Annotated in this window: 12 protein-coding genes and 1 tRNA gene; 9 read left to right on the top strand and 4 right to left on the bottom strand. The window is 39.5% G+C overall.

Annotation, left to right across the window (positions count from 1 at the left end; translation table 11 throughout):
• Nucleotides 1-23: 23 nt before the first annotated feature.
• Nucleotides 24-1,736 (top strand): oleate hydratase, encoded by a 1,713-nt coding sequence (locus LI241_RS03800; RefSeq protein WP_008687988.1) that lies wholly within the window; start codon nucleotides 24-26, stop codon nucleotides 1,734-1,736.
• A gap of 42 nt (nucleotides 1,737-1,778) precedes the next feature.
• On the opposite strand, the gene LI241_RS03795 is transcribed toward LI241_RS03800, so the two are convergent.
• The 3 genes from LI241_RS03795 to LI241_RS03785 all read right to left on the bottom strand — a co-directional run bounded on the left by LI241_RS03795 (nucleotide 1,779) and on the right by LI241_RS03785 (nucleotide 3,081).
• Entirely contained in the window at nucleotides 1,779-2,075 is a 297-nt protein-coding gene (locus LI241_RS03795) for a hypothetical protein (RefSeq protein ID WP_117547522.1), read from the bottom strand.
• A gap of 127 nt (nucleotides 2,076-2,202) precedes the next feature.
• Nucleotides 2,203-2,276 (bottom strand) — tRNA-Gly (locus LI241_RS03790).
• Between the two features lie 127 nt (nucleotides 2,277-2,403).
• Nucleotides 2,404-3,081: a TIGR00266 family protein gene (locus LI241_RS03785; protein WP_008687990.1), complete on the bottom strand. Its 678-nt coding sequence runs from the start codon at nucleotides 3,079-3,081 to the stop codon at nucleotides 2,404-2,406.
• A 111-nt stretch (nucleotides 3,082-3,192) separates the two neighbouring features.
• On the opposite strand from LI241_RS03785, the gene LI241_RS03780 reads away from it, so the two are divergent.
• The 8 genes from LI241_RS03780 to pheT all read left to right on the top strand — a co-directional run bounded on the left by LI241_RS03780 (nucleotide 3,193) and on the right by pheT (nucleotide 13,877).
• A complete protein-coding gene (locus tag LI241_RS03780; protein ID WP_008687991.1) occupies nucleotides 3,193-4,161 on the top strand; it encodes a Gfo/Idh/MocA family protein in 969 nt (322 codons plus the stop codon).
• A 64-nt stretch (nucleotides 4,162-4,225) separates the two neighbouring features.
• Nucleotides 4,226-5,491, top strand: a complete 1,266-nt coding sequence (locus tag LI241_RS03775) for an O-acetylhomoserine aminocarboxypropyltransferase/cysteine synthase family protein (RefSeq protein ID WP_008687992.1) — start codon at nucleotides 4,226-4,228, stop codon at nucleotides 5,489-5,491.
• An 11-nt stretch (nucleotides 5,492-5,502) separates the two neighbouring features.
• Nucleotides 5,503-6,423: a homoserine O-succinyltransferase gene (gene metA / locus LI241_RS03770; RefSeq protein WP_008687993.1), complete on the top strand. Its 921-nt coding sequence runs from the start codon at nucleotides 5,503-5,505 to the stop codon at nucleotides 6,421-6,423.
• Between the two features lie 64 nt (nucleotides 6,424-6,487).
• A complete protein-coding gene (locus tag LI241_RS03765; protein WP_008687995.1) occupies nucleotides 6,488-7,606 on the top strand; it encodes an aldo/keto reductase in 1,119 nt (372 codons plus the stop codon).
• A 181-nt stretch (nucleotides 7,607-7,787) separates the two neighbouring features.
• Nucleotides 7,788-8,030 carry a FeoA family protein gene (locus tag LI241_RS03760; RefSeq protein ID WP_008687996.1) on the top strand — a complete coding sequence of 81 codons (243 nt, stop codon included), beginning with the start codon at nucleotides 7,788-7,790 and terminating at the stop codon, nucleotides 8,028-8,030.
• Nucleotides 8,020-10,140, top strand: a complete 2,121-nt coding sequence (gene feoB / locus LI241_RS03755; RefSeq protein WP_008687998.1) for a ferrous iron transport protein B — start codon at nucleotides 8,020-8,022, stop codon at nucleotides 10,138-10,140. Before LI241_RS03760 ends, feoB begins: the two co-directional genes overlap by 11 nt.
• Before the next feature lie 275 nt (nucleotides 10,141-10,415).
• The gene (gene pheS / locus LI241_RS03750; RefSeq protein ID WP_008687999.1) at nucleotides 10,416-11,459 is read left to right on the top strand and encodes a phenylalanine--tRNA ligase subunit alpha; all 1,044 of its coding nucleotides are present in this window, start codon (nucleotides 10,416-10,418) and stop codon (nucleotides 11,457-11,459) included.
• Nucleotides 11,460-11,471: 12 nt separating this feature from the next.
• A complete protein-coding gene (pheT, locus tag LI241_RS03745) occupies nucleotides 11,472-13,877 on the top strand; it encodes a phenylalanine--tRNA ligase subunit beta (RefSeq protein WP_008688002.1) in 2,406 nt (801 codons plus the stop codon).
• A gap of 395 nt (nucleotides 13,878-14,272) precedes the next feature.
• Here the strand turns inward: pheT and LI241_RS03740 are convergent, their stop codons facing one another.
• Entirely contained in the window at nucleotides 14,273-15,160 is an 888-nt protein-coding gene (locus LI241_RS03740) for a DUF3658 domain-containing protein (protein ID WP_213540024.1), read from the bottom strand.
• Between the last annotated feature and the right edge of the window lie 39 nt (nucleotides 15,161-15,199).

The following is a 15,199-nucleotide window of genomic DNA, read 5'->3' as shown; positions in this document are numbered from 1 at the left end:
ATACAGAAGAGAGGAATATCATTATGAAACAGGAAAATGTAAAAAAACTCATTATCGCAACAAGTGTGGCAGCCGGCGCCGGTGTAGCCGCAGGCGTTGTAAAACGTATGCAAGAAAGAAATAGGGAAACTGCTCGTTGTAAAGTTTCATCAGGACGTGAAGGAGAGCGCCAAGCTTACTTAATTGGTGGAGGTTTGGCAACGATGGCAGCAGCTGCCTATTTACTGCAGGATGGTGGATTTCATGGAGAAAATATTCATATCATAGAAGGTTTACCGATCCTTGGCGGCAGTAATGATGGTGCCGGCAATATGCAAAACGGTTTTGTTTGTCGTGGCGGTAGAATGTTGAATGAAGAAACTTATGAAAATTTCTGGGATTTATTCTCAACGATTCCATCTCTCGATTGGAAAGGGAAAAGCGTTACAGAAGAAATTTTAAACTTTGATCATTTGCATCCTACGCATGCACAAGCACGTTTAATAGATCGCTATGGAGTAATTCAGGATGTTACCAGCATGCAGTTCAACAACACTGATCGGGTGTTGATGACAAAACTTCTGGCAACCCCTGAGGAAAAATTGGATAATGTGACCATTGAAGAATGGTTTGCGAACAGTCCTCATTTTTTTACAACGAATTTCTGGTATATGTGGCAGACAACATTCGCTTTCCAGAAATGGTCAAGCGCATTTGAATTCCGCCGTTACATGAACCGCATGATCTTAGAATTCCCACGTATTGAAACCTTAGAAGGTGTTACACGTACACCATATAACCAATATGAATCCGTCATTCTTCCTTTAAAGGCATATTTGGATGGCTTTGGTGTTGATTTTAGCATCAAGGCAGTTGTGAAGGATATTGATTTTAAAGAGGATGCCATTACAGTTACTGACATTCATCTCAATGAAAATGGCAGAGAGCGTACCATTCATCTAAATGAAGAAGATATTTGTATCATGACCAATGGCTGTATGACTGATAATGCTACTTTAGGCGACTATCATCACGCTCCAGCGTTTACCCCGGATGCCCCTATGAGTGGAGAATTATGGCGTAAGGTTGCTGAAAAGAAACCTTCACTAGGTGATCCAACACCATTCTTTGGCAAACCTGAGGAAACAAATTGGGAAAGTTTCACAGTCACGATGAAAGGTAATAAGCTGTTAAAGATGATTGAGCAATTCTCAGGGAATATCCCAGGCAGCGGAGCGTTAATGACATTTAAAGACTCTAGCTGGCTGATGAGCATTGTAGTTGCCGCACAACCGCATTTTAAAGCACAAGATGCGGATACCACGATTTTCTGGGGCTATGGTCTCTATACCAAGGCAATTGGAGATTATGTTAAAAAACCTATGCGGGAATGTACAGGAGAAGAACTGTTGCTTGAGTTATTAGGACATCTGCATTTTGAAAAGGATACGAAGGATATTCTTGAAACTGTAGTGAATGTCATTCCTTGCATGATGCCATACATTGATTCCCAATTCCAACCACGTGCGAAATCTGATCGTCCACTGGTTGTGCCTGAAGGTTCTACAAACTTTGCGATGATTTCTCAGTTTGTTGAGATTCCAGAGGATATGGTCTTTACTGAAGAATACAGCGTCCGTGCAGCACGTATTGCTGTGTATACGTTGTTAGGCATTGATAAGAAGATATGTCCGGTAACACCATACAATAGAAATCCCAAAGTATTAGCAGTAGCAGCAAAAACAATGTTGCGTTAATAAAAAAAGACACCGGTGAAGCTAACCTTTATCGGTGTTTTCTCATGCAATGATTTGAATCTTTACATCATAGGTATGTGAAGATTGTTTGATATGTAGGATATAGTTGCCGGTTTTATCTGTGTTGACTTGGGACATGTCCATTTCTACTTTTTTGGGATTGGTGATGCCTTTTACATAATAAGTTGCTTTCTTTGGCAAGACTTCACCTTTATGAAAGGTAAAAACTTTTTGGCGGGCAGCCAAAGCTTTCCCATTGGCACCTACACCAATCATATAGATTAGTAACAATAGGACAACACCAACGCCTATATAAAACCAAGTCTGTTTTCTTTTCATCTTTATCACCATGCCTATTGTATCGCAAATAAGGGTAAAATACTATGATGAAATCGATGAAGCAAAAGAAATATGATGAAAGTAGAAAATAAAAACGATGATAGGAATCATCGCTTATCGTTCTTAATGGAGCGGGTGATGAGAATCGAACTCACGTAGTCAGCTTGGAAGGCTGAAGTTCTACCATTGAACTACACCCGCATCTTGATTGCGTTAATAATATACAATATTTTTGTGAATTTGACAATACCTTTTTGTAAAAAAGAACCATCTATATTCGCAAAAGAAAAAGCCATCAGGATAGATGGCTTTGAAAGGAAGCATTGTTTTATTGATGTGGTACAATATCGATGATACGATCAGCTAAGACTGAGAATGGCATGGTTTGTAACCATACTTTGCCCGGACCTTTACAGGTTGCCAAGAAGAAACCTTCACCACTTAAAAACTTATTTTTTAAACCTTTTACTGTTGTGATATCAAAATCTACATGCTCTTCAAACATCGCGATATAGCCTTGATCGATCTTTAACAGCTGTCCTGGTTGTAACTCTTTCTCCACAATATCGCCATCAATTTCTAAGAAGGCGGTTCCCGGTCCTATCAGTTTTTGTAGGATAAAACCTTCTCCGCCAAAGAAACCGGCTCCTAAACGTTTACGGAAGAATGGTTGCAAGGTGACACTGTCTTCCGCAGCTAGAAAGGCTGTTTTCTGAATGATGATGCATTCTCCATCACATAAGGTAATGGGTAAGATCTTACCGGGGAAACTAGAGCCAAAGGCAATTTCACTATTATCGTTGCCGGCAGTATAGGTTGTTAAGAAAATGGATTCACCAGCCATAGCTCGGCCTAATCCTTTTAGTAAACCACCACGTGTATTCGCATACATTTCAAATCCATCATCCATCCAGCACATGCCACCGGATTCGGTAAATACTTTTTCATCTTTTTGTAAATGACAAACAACAACCGGTAATTGCCCGCCTTTGATTTCATATTCCATTTTAAAAGCCTCCTTTTTTTTCATTATAACAAAGAATCAAACATATGAAAATGACTTCTTTACGAGTTGTATCTCCTTGCGTTACAATAAAGGAAAAGGAAGGTAACGTCTATGAAAAATATCGGTATCATGGGATTAGGAAAGATTTCACATCGTGTTGCAAAGGGGATTGCCTATGCACACAATGCACAGCTATATGCGGTAGCATCGCGAAATATCGCACACGCTCAAGATTTTCAAAAACAACATCCTTGCCCCAAAGCCTATGGGAGCTATGAGGAATTGCTGCATGATCCTCAGGTAGATATGGTGTATATCTGTACCCCTAATTATTTGCATTATACACATATCATGGCATGCTTACAGCATCATAAGCATGTAGTATGTGAAAAACCATTTGTTGCTAATCATGAGCAAGTAGTGGAGTGTTTTACCTTTGCGAAAAAACAAGGATGTTTTTTAATGGAGGCAGAAAAAACGATTTTTACTCCTTTAAATCAGACCATTCAACAAATGATACAGGATGGAGCAATCGGGCAATTGCGCTATATTGAGGCAAGTTATGGTTATGATCTTGGTAAGGAAAATATGCCGGATGATTTTTGGGGCTATCGTCAAGAGGATGGGGGCTGTAGTTATGATGTCGGTGTATACCCATTGGTTTATGCAAACTTTTTTGCCAATAGCAGGCTTGTATCCTGCAAAGATATGGTCCATCTTACGCAAAAAGGGTATGATGATTTTATGCAATGCTTATTACAATATGAAAATGGCATCATGGCTAGTATTCGCAGCTGTTGGAATATGACAGTTGAAAATAAGGGGTTTTTATATGGAGATAACGGCTATATCGTTTGTGAGAATTTTTGGAAGAACACCGAGGCACTTCTTGTGAAAGAGGATGGGCAAGAGAAGATTCAAGTTTGTATGGAGAGTGATTTTACACCGGAAATCGAACATGCTGTAGATTGCATGGAACAAGGACTATTGGAAAGTCCGCTAATGTCACAGGCAGCCAGTATGGAGGTCATGCGGGTATTGGATCAGATCAAAGGAAGAACCTGTGTAGGAGTGAAATAAAAATAGATTGAATAATGAAAGAAATGATAGTAAAATTAAACATATGAAAATTGGAGGAGCGTTTATGAAAATAGAAACAAAATGCTTACATGCAGGGTATGAACCAAAGAATGGGGAACCACGTGTATTGCCCATTTATCAAAGTACGACATATAAATATGATTCAACTGATTTTGTAGGACAATTATTTGATCTAACAGCAGAAGGGCATATGTATTCACGTATTTCCAATCCTACTGTAGATGCAGTAGAAAAAAAGATTGCCGCATTGGAAGGCGGTATCGGTGCACTATGTACAACAAGTGGACAGAGTGCTTCTTTCATAGCTTTGATGAATTTGTTGGAAAGCGGAGATCATGTGATTTCTTCTTCAACGATTTATGGCGGAACGGTGAATTTATTTGCCATTACTTTGAAGAAGTTTGGCATTGAAGTTACCTTTGTTGACCCGGATGCACAGCCAGCCGAAATTGAAGCTGCTTTTCGTCCGAATACCAAGGCCGTTTTTGGTGAGATCATGGCGAATCCGGCCATGAATGTGTTGGACATTGAAAAGTTTGCCAAACTAGCACATGCCCATGATGTACCTTTATTAATTGATAATACATTTGCTACACCGATTTTGTGCCGTCCATTTGCATGGGGTGCCGATATCGTAATCCATTCAACGACAAAATATATGGATGGACATGCCTTGCAGGTAGGCGGTGTGATCGTAGATAGTGGGAACTTTCCTTGGGATAATGGAAAATTTCCTGGCTTAAGCACACCGGATGAATCTTATCATGGTATTGTTTATACCGAAAGCTTTGGTAAGGCTGCTTATATTACCAAAGCACGCGTACAGCTGATGCGTGATTTAGGTTGCTATCCAGCTGCCCATTCTGCTTTCCTATTAAACCTAGGCTTAGAAACACTGGCTTTGCGCATGGAGCGTCATTGTGCAAATGCCCAGAAAGTGGCTGCATATTTAGAAAGTCAGGAAGCTGTTGAATTTGTAAACTATCCAGGCTTAAAAAGTTCTAAATACTATACTTTGGCACAGAAATATCTGCCAAATGGCTGTTGTGGAGTTATTTCCTTTTCCATTAAAGGGGGAAGGGAGCGCGCCGCTGCCTTTATCGATCATTTACAACTCGCTTCTTTGGAAGTCCATGTAGCCGATATTCGTACCTGTGTCTTGCATCCGGCAAGCTCAACACATCGTCAGTTAAGTGATGAACAGTTGGTAAATTGCGGTATTACCCCAGGCTTGATACGTTTATCATGCGGTATTGAAAATGTGGAAGATATCTTAGATGATCTGAAACAAGCCTTTGCGCAAATTTAGGGTGATTTGGTATGCCAATTAATATACTAAATGGATTGCCTGCTAAGGAGATTTTGGAAAGTGAAAAAATCTTTGCCTTAGAAGAGGATGTTGCCCGAAAACAAGATATTCGTCCATTGCGCATTGCTATTTTAAATCTGATGCCGAAAAAGATTGAAACAGAAACGCAGATCTTGCGTTTGATCAGTAAATCACCTTTACAGGTAGATATTGACTTTATGAAGGTCAGCAACCATGTTTCTAAGAATACCAGTGCCGATCATTTATTGAAATTTTATGATGATTTTTCCATGTTGAAGGAGAACCATTACGATGGTCTTATTATTACCGGAGCACCGGTAGAACATTTAGAATATGAAGATGTGGATTATTGGCAAGAGCTTTGTACGATCATGGAATGGAGCAAATCCCATGTTTATTCCACCGTGCATATCTGTTGGGGTGCGCAGGCAGGCTTATATTATCATTATGGGATCCAAAAGCATTTACTTCCACATAAAGTATTTGGTATCTTCCCGCAGCTCTTGTGTGATGAATATAACTTTTTGACCAATGGCTTTGATGAGGTACATATGACACCGCATTCTCGCCATACAGCGATTGATGAAGAAGCTTTAGCAGAGGTCAAGGAACTGGAAGTTTTATCACGCTCTAATACAACAGGCTCTAATATTATTGCTACACGTGATTTTCGCCGTATCTTCATTATGGGGCATTTAGAATATGGAAAGGATACCTTAGCACAGGAGTATTTCCGTGATCTGAACCAGGGCAAAGAAATTCAGATTCCATATAATTATTTTCCTGAAGATGATCCTAGCAAAGAGCCGCTTTTTAAATGGCGTGCCCATGCCAATTTGCTTTATCGCAACTGGCTGAATTATGTATACCAAATGACACCATTTGACCTAAAGGAATTGACAACAGGATGAAATAGTCCTGTTTTCTTTTAAAATTTCATAGTATAATGATAAAAAAAGTAGGAGGTATTTTCACATGGAATATAGAGAGATGAAACATGGATATACACCATCTTTATTAGGATTTGGCTGTATGCGTTTTCCAACGAACAAGGATGGCAGCATTGATGAGAAACAAGCAACGAAAATGTTGGATACAGCCATTGCCCATGGAGTGACGTATATTGATACGGCTTTTCCTTACCATCATGGTGATAGTGAACCTTTTGTGGGCAGGGTGCTGAAAAAATATCCACGTGATAGTTTTTACCTGACAACCAAACTTCCTTTATGGGATCTTACTTCTTTAGATGATGCAAAGGTAATGTTTGAGAAACAGCTTGCGCGTTTAGATGTAGACTATGTTGATTTTTATTTGTTACATGCCTTAGACAAAGCAAAATGGGAAAAGGCAAAACAATTAGGTATTGTGAGCTATTGTGAGGAATTAAAGCAAGCAGGAAAGATTCGCAATTTTGGTTTTTCTTTTCATGATAGTTATGAGGTCTTTGAAGAAATTCTAACTTATCGTGCTTGGGATTTTTGTCAGATTCAATATAATTATGTAGATACAGATGTACAGGCCGGAGATCGTGGCTATGCTTTAGCTGAGCAGCTAGGGATTCCAATGGTCATTATGGAACCAATCAAGGGTGGTTCATTATCTTATTTGCCAGAAGATATCGCTGCCGAAATGAAGGCATACGCTCCAGAAAAAAGCATTTCTTCTTGGGCATTGCGTTGGGTTGCCAGCAAACCAAATGTGAAGGTTGTCTTAAGTGGCATGTCTAGCATGGAACAGGTCTTGGATAATCTTTCCACCTTCGAGCAATTCACACCATTGCAAGAGGAAGAACGTCAGTTGGTTGAAAGAGCAGCGAAGAAGATCAAAGAGCGTACCCGCAATGGCTGTACCGGATGTAGTTATTGTATGCCTTGCCCTTTCGGTGTAGATATTCCTAAAAATTTCAAATTGTGGAATGAGTATGCTAAATATGCCTTTGCACAAAAAACCAAAGATGCGTATACTAGTATGAAGGAAGAAGAAAAAGCTAGTCATTGTCAACAATGTGGAAAGTGTGAAACGCTATGTCCGCAAGCCTTAACTATTCGTAAGGATCTAAAATGTTTAGATGAGGAATTAACTAATTTATAAACCGATAAGATATTTGCAAACATCTCTTGCAGATATCTTTTTTATTATATACGAATTCTCTATGTTTTTGTCTTAAGTTATACAACCTAGCTGCATTTGTACATATCTTATTCTATGTCTAGGTATTTGCCATCAGCTATTTTTACCAGGTTCAATATACTAACATAGGAGGTGTTTAAGGATGACATTACAGGAGGTGCCTTTGCTTACACAGGTGGAAATCATAGCATTACATCATGAGGCACATATGAAACGCCGGCTGATGGATCTGGGCTTTGTTGTGGGTAATATCGTAGAACCTATTCTTTCCTCACCCTCCAAAGGTATGCGGGCATATATTGTAAAAGGTGGTAAGATTGCTTTGCGTGCGAGCGATGAAAAGAACATCGAAGTTCGCGAAAAGGGGGAGTTTCGTGCTGTTTGAGAAATTAATGCAGATGAATGAGGAAATTAATGAATTATATGAAAAAGAAACAAAGGGCTATACAATTGCCTTGTTGGGAAATCCAAATGTCGGAAAAAGTACAGTGTTTAATGGTTTGACAGGCATGAAACAGCATACGGGGAATTGGCCTGGTAAAACTGTTGAACTGGCTAGTGGCACTTTTACACATCATGATCGCATTCATGAAATGATCGATCTTCCTGGCACTTATTCACTTTTAGCACATTCTAGTGAGGAAGAGGTAGCACGCAATTTCGTTTGTTTTGAGAAATGTGATGTCTGTCTGGTCGTTTGTGATGCGACGATGTTAGAACGCAATATGAATTTAGTCTTACAAACCATGGAAATTACGAATCGTGTTGTAGTAATTGTTAATTTGATGGATGAAGCCGAAAAGAAACACATCCATCTGGATCTTGATAAATTAGCTAACTTATTACAGGTTGAAGTCGTTGGCATGAGTGCTCGTAATGGAAAAGGATTTCGCAGCTTAAAGGAAGCCATTGAAAAAACAGCTCAAAAACCACTGCGTGAGTGGTGTGTACTGTCTTATGATGCACAATTGCAACAGGCAATCGAAAGACTGGCACAGACTATTCATGCGCCTGGATGGAATCATCATTTTCTGGCATTAAAATTACTTGATCCGCAAGTAGAGGACGAAAAATTTTATGCCGTCTTGACGAATAAAGAGGAAGTTCAGACTATGGTCAGACAGGAACAGGAACATCTAAAAAGAAGTGGCTGCTATGAACAATTTGAGGATATCATAGTGAATGCCTTACAAAAAAAAGCGAAGATGATCTGTGATCAGTGTGTCAAGATTGAGGATGGATCCTATTTAGAAAAGGATATGCGTATGGATCGTATCGTTACGCATAAGGTGTGGGGCTTTTTGTGTATGATCGTGTTATTGGCATTGATTTTTTGGATCACAATTGCCGGTGCCAATGTTCCAAGTGCTTATCTAAGTGCCTTCTTTGTTCAATTGGAAGCATGGCTACATCAGGCTTGTGAGCAGCTGCATGTGGCAAAACTGCTAGAAGGTTTATTCGTGGATGGTATGGTAAAGACAGCAGGATGGGTCATTGCCGTCATGTTGCCACCTATGGCTATTTTCTTTCCCTTATTCACCTTATTAGAAGACTTTGGCTATCTTCCGCGTATTGCCTTTAATCTGGATGGCTTTTTTCAAAAGGCTTGTACGTGTGGAAAACAGGCATTGACTATGGCAATGGGCTTTGGGTGTAATGCAGTTGGGGTTAGCGGTGCTCGCATCATTGATAGCCCTAGAGAGCGTTTGATTGCTATTTTGACGAATGTCTTTGTGCCGTGCAATGGACGTTTTCCTACGCTTATCAGTATTATCACCATGTTTTTTGCCGGTATGTTTGCAGCACCGTGGAATGGTTTATTTGCTACGCTCCTGCTGACTCTTGTCATCTTGTTTGGTATCTTTTTGACCTTTTTGGTATCAAAAGTCTTATCGAAAACCTTATTAAAGGGTATACCTTCTAGTTTTTCTCTGGAACTACCGCCATATCGCCGCCCACAGTTTGGTAAGGTCATCCTTCGTTCTATCTTTGATCGTACTTTATTTGTTTTGGGAAGGGCCATCAGTGTGGCGTTACCAGCCGGCATCATCATTTGGTTGTTCGCCAACGTGGAGGTGCAGGGAATTACGATCTTAGCATATGTCTCCGGTTTTCTAGATCCTTTTGCGAAATTGATGGGATTGGATGGGGTAATTCTATTAGCATTCTTATTAGGATTTCCAGCAAATGAGATTGTCGTACCTATTATGATTATGGCTTATATGGCAAGTGGTTCTATGAATGATCTAAGTAATCTGACCTTACTTAAGAGTTTATTTGTTGATCATGGTTGGACATGGATCACTGCCATTTGTACGCTGCTGTTCTCCCTTGTGCATTTTCCATGTGCTACCACATTATTGACTATTCATAAAGAAACGCAAAGCTGGAAATGGACATGGCTGGCATTTCTGATTCCTACAATATTAGGAATCCTGTTGTGTATGAGTGTGAATGCTGTTGCACATCTGATTCTTCTGATTTTCCCCTTGTAATTTCAGCATAAGTTCTTTATAATAATAAAGAATACGTTGATGAGGACTAGTAGTAAAATGCCTTCACCCAGAGAGAAAAGACACCAGCTGAAAGTCTTTTTGTGAAAAGCCTTTATGAATTCACCTAGGAGTGGGAGTAATGATCCCCCGTATCACACAGCGGTTATCTGTGTATTGTAAGTAAGTGTGTCGCAAGATGAAACAGGATGGTACCGCCCATACGCATGGGTTCCTGTAGCTTGCGGCTTTTTTTATAAGCAGAAAGGAATGAAAGTATGGAAAAGCTTACAAGTATCAAAGAAGAAGGCCTTGCTAAGATTGCAGCCTGTGAAAGTTTGCATGATCTGCAAGAATTACGTGTATTGTATCTTGGTAAAAAAGGTCCGATTCAGGAAGTTATGAAATCAATGAAAGATCTTCCTAAGGAAGAACGCCCTGCCTTTGGCCAACAGGTCAATGAGGTCAAAACAATGTTTGCGGATGCGATAGAAGAACGCAAGCAGGTGTTGGAAATCAAAGAAATGGAAGAAAAGATTGAAAAGGAAAAAATTGATATCACTTTAGATGGTCAAAAGCCGAACCTGGGCAATTTACATCCTTTGATGCTCATCCAGCAGGAAATTGAAGATTTGTTTATTGGTTTAGGCTATACGGTAGCTGAAGGTCCGGAAGTAGAAGAAGACTTCTATAACTTTGAACGTGCCAATATACCAAAGGATCACCCTGCCAGAGATATGCAGGATACCTTCTACATCAATGAAGAAGAATTGCTACGTACCCACACGACTGCCGTACAAATGCGCCAATTGGAATACTATGCAAAACAAAATTGCCATCTGCCAATCAAGGTCATCTGCCCAGGTAAGGTCTATCGCCGTGATGATGATGATGCAACGCATTCTCATCAGTTTATGCAGTGTGAAGGTTTGGTTGTCGCAGAAGGCATCACCTTATCTGATTTAAAGGGAACCTTGGAATTCTTAGCACAGAAAATGTTCGGTGAAAGCCGTACGATTCGTTTCCGTCCAAGCTATTTCCAGTTTACAGAACCTAGCGTGGAAGTTGATGTTAGTTGTCATGTATGTGGAGGCAAGGGCTGCCCGGTTTGTAAAGGAACCGGTTGGATTGAAATCTTAGGTGCCGGCATGGTGCATCCAAATGTGCTACGTATGGCTGGGTATGATCCTGAGAAATGCAGCGGTTTTGCGTTTGGTGTCGGTATTGAACGTGTAGCTATGCTGAAATATGGCATTACGGATATACGTAATTTCTATACAAATGATCTTCGCTTCTTGAAGACATTTAATCGTTTCGAGTAGGAGGATGTTGGCATGATAATAAGTAAAAAATGGTTAGGACAGTACATGGATCTGTCCGATATTACGATAGAAGAAATGGCCGAACGCATTACCGATGCTGGCTTGGAAGTTGAAGGCGTTGCGCATATGTCAAGTGGCAGTAAATTGGTGATTGGTAAGGTATTGAGCTGTGAAGCACATCCAGATAGTGACCATTTGCATGTTTGTCAGGTGGATCTAGGGGATACAAGTGAGCAAATTGTTTGTGGGGCACCAAATGTTGCCGCTGGACAAAAGGTCATCGTTGCTCGTGTTGGGGCAAAGTTACCTGATGGTGAAATCAAAGCCGGTATGATTCGCGGACAAGCCTCTAATGGCATGATCTGTTCTTTATTGGAGCTTGGTGTTGATGCACATATGCTGAGTGAAGAAAGTAAAAACGGAATTGAGGTCTTGGATGAAGATGCACCTGTTGGCAATGAAGATCCATTAGGATATCTAGGCTTGGATGATGCCATTTTGGATGTTGGATTAACACCAAATCGTAACGATTGTATGGCTGCTTGGTCTATGGCTTTGGAAACCGGGGCTATCTTACATAAAGAAGTGACATTGCCCTATGAAGAAGGCAGTGCTAATATAGGAACACCTACGAAATTAAAAGTTTCCAGTGAAACAGAAAAATGTCCATTATTCTTAGGGAAGGTTATCAATCATGTGACTATCAAACCTTCACCAAAATGGATGAAAGAGCTGTTAATGGCAGCCGGTATGAAATCGATCAATAACGTGGTAGATATTTCCAATATCGTCATGTTAGAAACTGGACAGCCTTTGCATTTCTATGATATCAATGCGATTCCGGCTCAGGAAATCACGGTAAAAGATCATCAAGCATGCACATATACCGCGTTAGATGGTGTTGATTATGCTTTAACTGATGATGATATCGTAATTACCACCGAAGGAAAACCAATTGGTATTGCTGGTATTATGGGCGGTGATGATTCTAAGATTGAAGATACAACAAGTGGAATTATCATTGAAGCAGCCATCTTCCATCATGTGGCAATCCGTAATACGGCACGCCGTTTGAATCTGAATACCGATGCCAGTGTGCGTTACCAAAAAGGCATTGAACCGATGGCAACCTTCAAGGCAATGGATCGAGCAGTTGCTTTATTACGTGAATATGCAGATGCGGATGGTATTGAAGAAACTGTTCAGTATGGGGATAATCACTATACACCGGTTGCCTTTGATGTGAATCTGGACAGCATCAACAAACTGCTAGGTACAACCTTTGCCGAAGCAGAAGTTATGCAAGTATTAGAGGATTTGCACTTTGCTCCTAGCAAACAAGGGGAAAACATTCATGTCTGCATTCCTAGCTATCGTACCGATATCAGTATGGAAGCAGATATTGCAGAAGAAATCATTCGTATTTTAGGGTATGATCGTTTGCCTAGTACTTTGCCATATATGCCAGCAACTTTAGGGGCTTTAGATAATCGTCAAAGAATGCGTAGAAGAGTACGCGATATTTTAAGTAATCTTGGTTATAATGAGGCTGTCAGCTATTCTTTGGTAAGTAAAAAACATATCGAAGATGCTATCCTTCCATGCAGTCAGGATATCGTAGAAATGGCATCACCAATGAGTGAAGATCGCCGTTATGTACGAAACAGCTTACTGCCATCCTTGTTGGGATGTATTGCTTATAATCAGGCAAGAAATCAGCATGATGTAGCATTGTTTGAAATCAGTAATGTGTATGGCAATCATCATGTAGAAGAACGCTTAGCTGTTGCGGCAAGTGGTGCTTTGCAGAAAAACCGTTGGCAGAAATTCAGTGTGGATGTTGATTTCTACACGTTAAAAGGATTGGCTGAAAGCATGCTGGAAGCATTAGGCTTTAGTAATAATCGTATTCGTGTTCAAGAAAATAAATTAGATACGAAACATTTCCACCCATATCGCAGTGCAGAGTTATATTTGGGTAAAGAATTACTGGGTATTTTTGGAGAAATTCATCCGGCAATGGCAAAAGAATATGCGATTGATGATGTGTATGGCATGGAATTAAATCTTGAAGTGCTGTTAAACAATAAAGCAAGTAAGGTTAAATTTATCGAAGTCAGCAAATATCCTAGTGTATCACGCGATTTGGCATTGGTTGTTAAAGAAGATGTAAAGGTTGCGGATATCTTAAACAGCATTCGTAAAAATGGTAAATTGGGTAAAGAAAACATCATTCAAAACGTAGAAGTCTTTGATGTTTATACCGGTGAACATGTAGAAGAAGGACATAAATCAATAGCATTGTCCATCAACTTCCAGTCAAATGAGCGTACCTTAAAGGATAAGGAAATCAATGAAATCTTTGATAAAATCCTGGAAACTTTGAAACATGATGTTGATGCCCAATTACGCGCATAGACAAAAAAGTATTAGAATCAAAGCGTAGATACAGTAAAAAGATCAGGCAAAACACTGCCTGATTTTTTCTTTTTGTATGTATGTTTACGATAAAATGAATTCATAGTATGTAAGAGGATTAGTAAATGCATGGAAAAGGAATTAGTATCATTATAAATCATTTTTTTCGATTCTCAGCAATTGCAATCTTCTCCTTATTGCATGAAATAGGGATGCTTTAATATATTTGTGCAGGCGCTGGCTTTACGATAAACTATGCCAGCTAGACATCCTTCTGTGATATGATTCTTATAGTAACTTCCATAAATTTATGATTTCGTACTATTTTATGTATGTTTCATAATTATCTGTTGAATTTAGCGTAAACAAAAGACTAGTACATAGCTGAAATATGCTTACATCAGATAGTCGCTAAGGAGAAGTTTATCATAATAAGGTTTATCTTCAGCTTTTTCAATGCATTTCAATAGTTTTTTTTGTAGGAGAAATTGAATGCGTGCATGTAAAAAAGTATCATGAATTCCAACAGCTTCTTTGCTAAGAAGCTTTCCTATTACAAAGGCTTCAACAACCGGTTTATGAAATTTAGCAAAAGTTTTTATGATGAGGAAATCATAAAAAGTAAGTGGAACAGTAAGTAAGTTATTATTGATGATGGCACGTAAACTACCATTTTCCTCTTGCAATGTATGCCAGCATTGTGCATAATACTGAATCAGCGATGGGGGAGCAACTTGTTGAAGGGGAAGGTAAGAGAAGAAGGCTTCTGGGGCAACTTCACTCCAAAGATGGTTCACATTAACATGATCTCCATCATGATATTCCCAATCAGGTAGTTTCAGAAGATATACAGTATTTGAAAACTGCCATTGCTGTAATAGATGACAAAACCAATAAAATCCACAAATATCATCCGGTGTTTGGCTGTACCAGATACGGATTGTTTCTTTTTCTTGTAAGCGTTTCTTTAACATCGTCATTTGCTGCTTGGTTTGTTCTATGCAATCCTTAGCCATTTGTGTTCCACTAGGAAGATCTTTTGGTAAATCATGATAAAGCTGCTGCAGTATATCTTGACGTTGGGAAAAGAACAGCTCTTCAGAAATCTTTCCAACAGTTAACATAAGGGAAAAACAAAACACATTTTCCCCTACATATGCTTGAAAAGAAGGTGGGATTTCTGTTGGCAAGGTGGTTTGTGAAGAAGATTGCTGATTGTGCAAAAGGGCATGAGCCATTTTTAAACCGCCACCGGCACTTTCTGTAAATGTGATTTCAATCATGAAAGAACCTCCTTTTAGAAGTGATGTTTGTAAAAAGGT

The sequence above is a fragment of the Longicatena sp. 210702-DFI.1.196 genome (assembly GCF_020563125.1).
In the GTDB taxonomy this organism is placed as follows: domain Bacteria; phylum Bacillota_I; class Bacilli_A; order Erysipelotrichales; family Erysipelotrichaceae; genus Longicatena; species Longicatena caecimuris.
Note: the sequence above shows the minus strand (reverse complement) of the source record. Positions and strands in the feature narration are given on the sequence as shown.

What these genes read in the sequence shown, in the direction of transcription:
- LI241_RS03785 (WP_008687990.1), bottom strand. Translation starts at nt 3,081, where the DNA reads ATGGAATATGAAATCAAAGGCGGGCAATTACCGGTTGTTGTTTGTCAT.
- LI241_RS03760 (WP_008687996.1), top strand. Translation starts at nt 7,788, where the DNA reads ATGACATTACAGGAGGTGCCTTTGCTTACACAGGTGGAAATCATAGCA.
- LI241_RS03780 (WP_008687991.1), top strand. Translation starts at nt 3,193, where the DNA reads ATGAAAAATATCGGTATCATGGGATTAGGAAAGATTTCACATCGTGTT.
- LI241_RS03795 (WP_117547522.1), bottom strand. Translation starts at nt 2,075, where the DNA reads ATGAAAAGAAAACAGACTTGGTTTTATATAGGCGTTGGTGTTGTCCTA.
- LI241_RS03740 (WP_213540024.1), bottom strand. Translation starts at nt 15,160, where the DNA reads ATGATTGAAATCACATTTACAGAAAGTGCCGGTGGCGGTTTAAAAATG.
- LI241_RS03765 (WP_008687995.1), top strand. Translation starts at nt 6,488, where the DNA reads ATGGAATATAGAGAGATGAAACATGGATATACACCATCTTTATTAGGA.
- metA (WP_008687993.1), top strand. Translation starts at nt 5,503, where the DNA reads ATGCCAATTAATATACTAAATGGATTGCCTGCTAAGGAGATTTTGGAA.
- LI241_RS03775 (WP_008687992.1), top strand. Translation starts at nt 4,226, where the DNA reads ATGAAAATAGAAACAAAATGCTTACATGCAGGGTATGAACCAAAGAAT.
- pheS (WP_008687999.1), top strand. Translation starts at nt 10,416, where the DNA reads ATGGAAAAGCTTACAAGTATCAAAGAAGAAGGCCTTGCTAAGATTGCA.
- LI241_RS03800 (WP_008687988.1), top strand. Translation starts at nt 24, where the DNA reads ATGAAACAGGAAAATGTAAAAAAACTCATTATCGCAACAAGTGTGGCA.
- pheT (WP_008688002.1), top strand. Translation starts at nt 11,472, where the DNA reads ATGATAATAAGTAAAAAATGGTTAGGACAGTACATGGATCTGTCCGAT.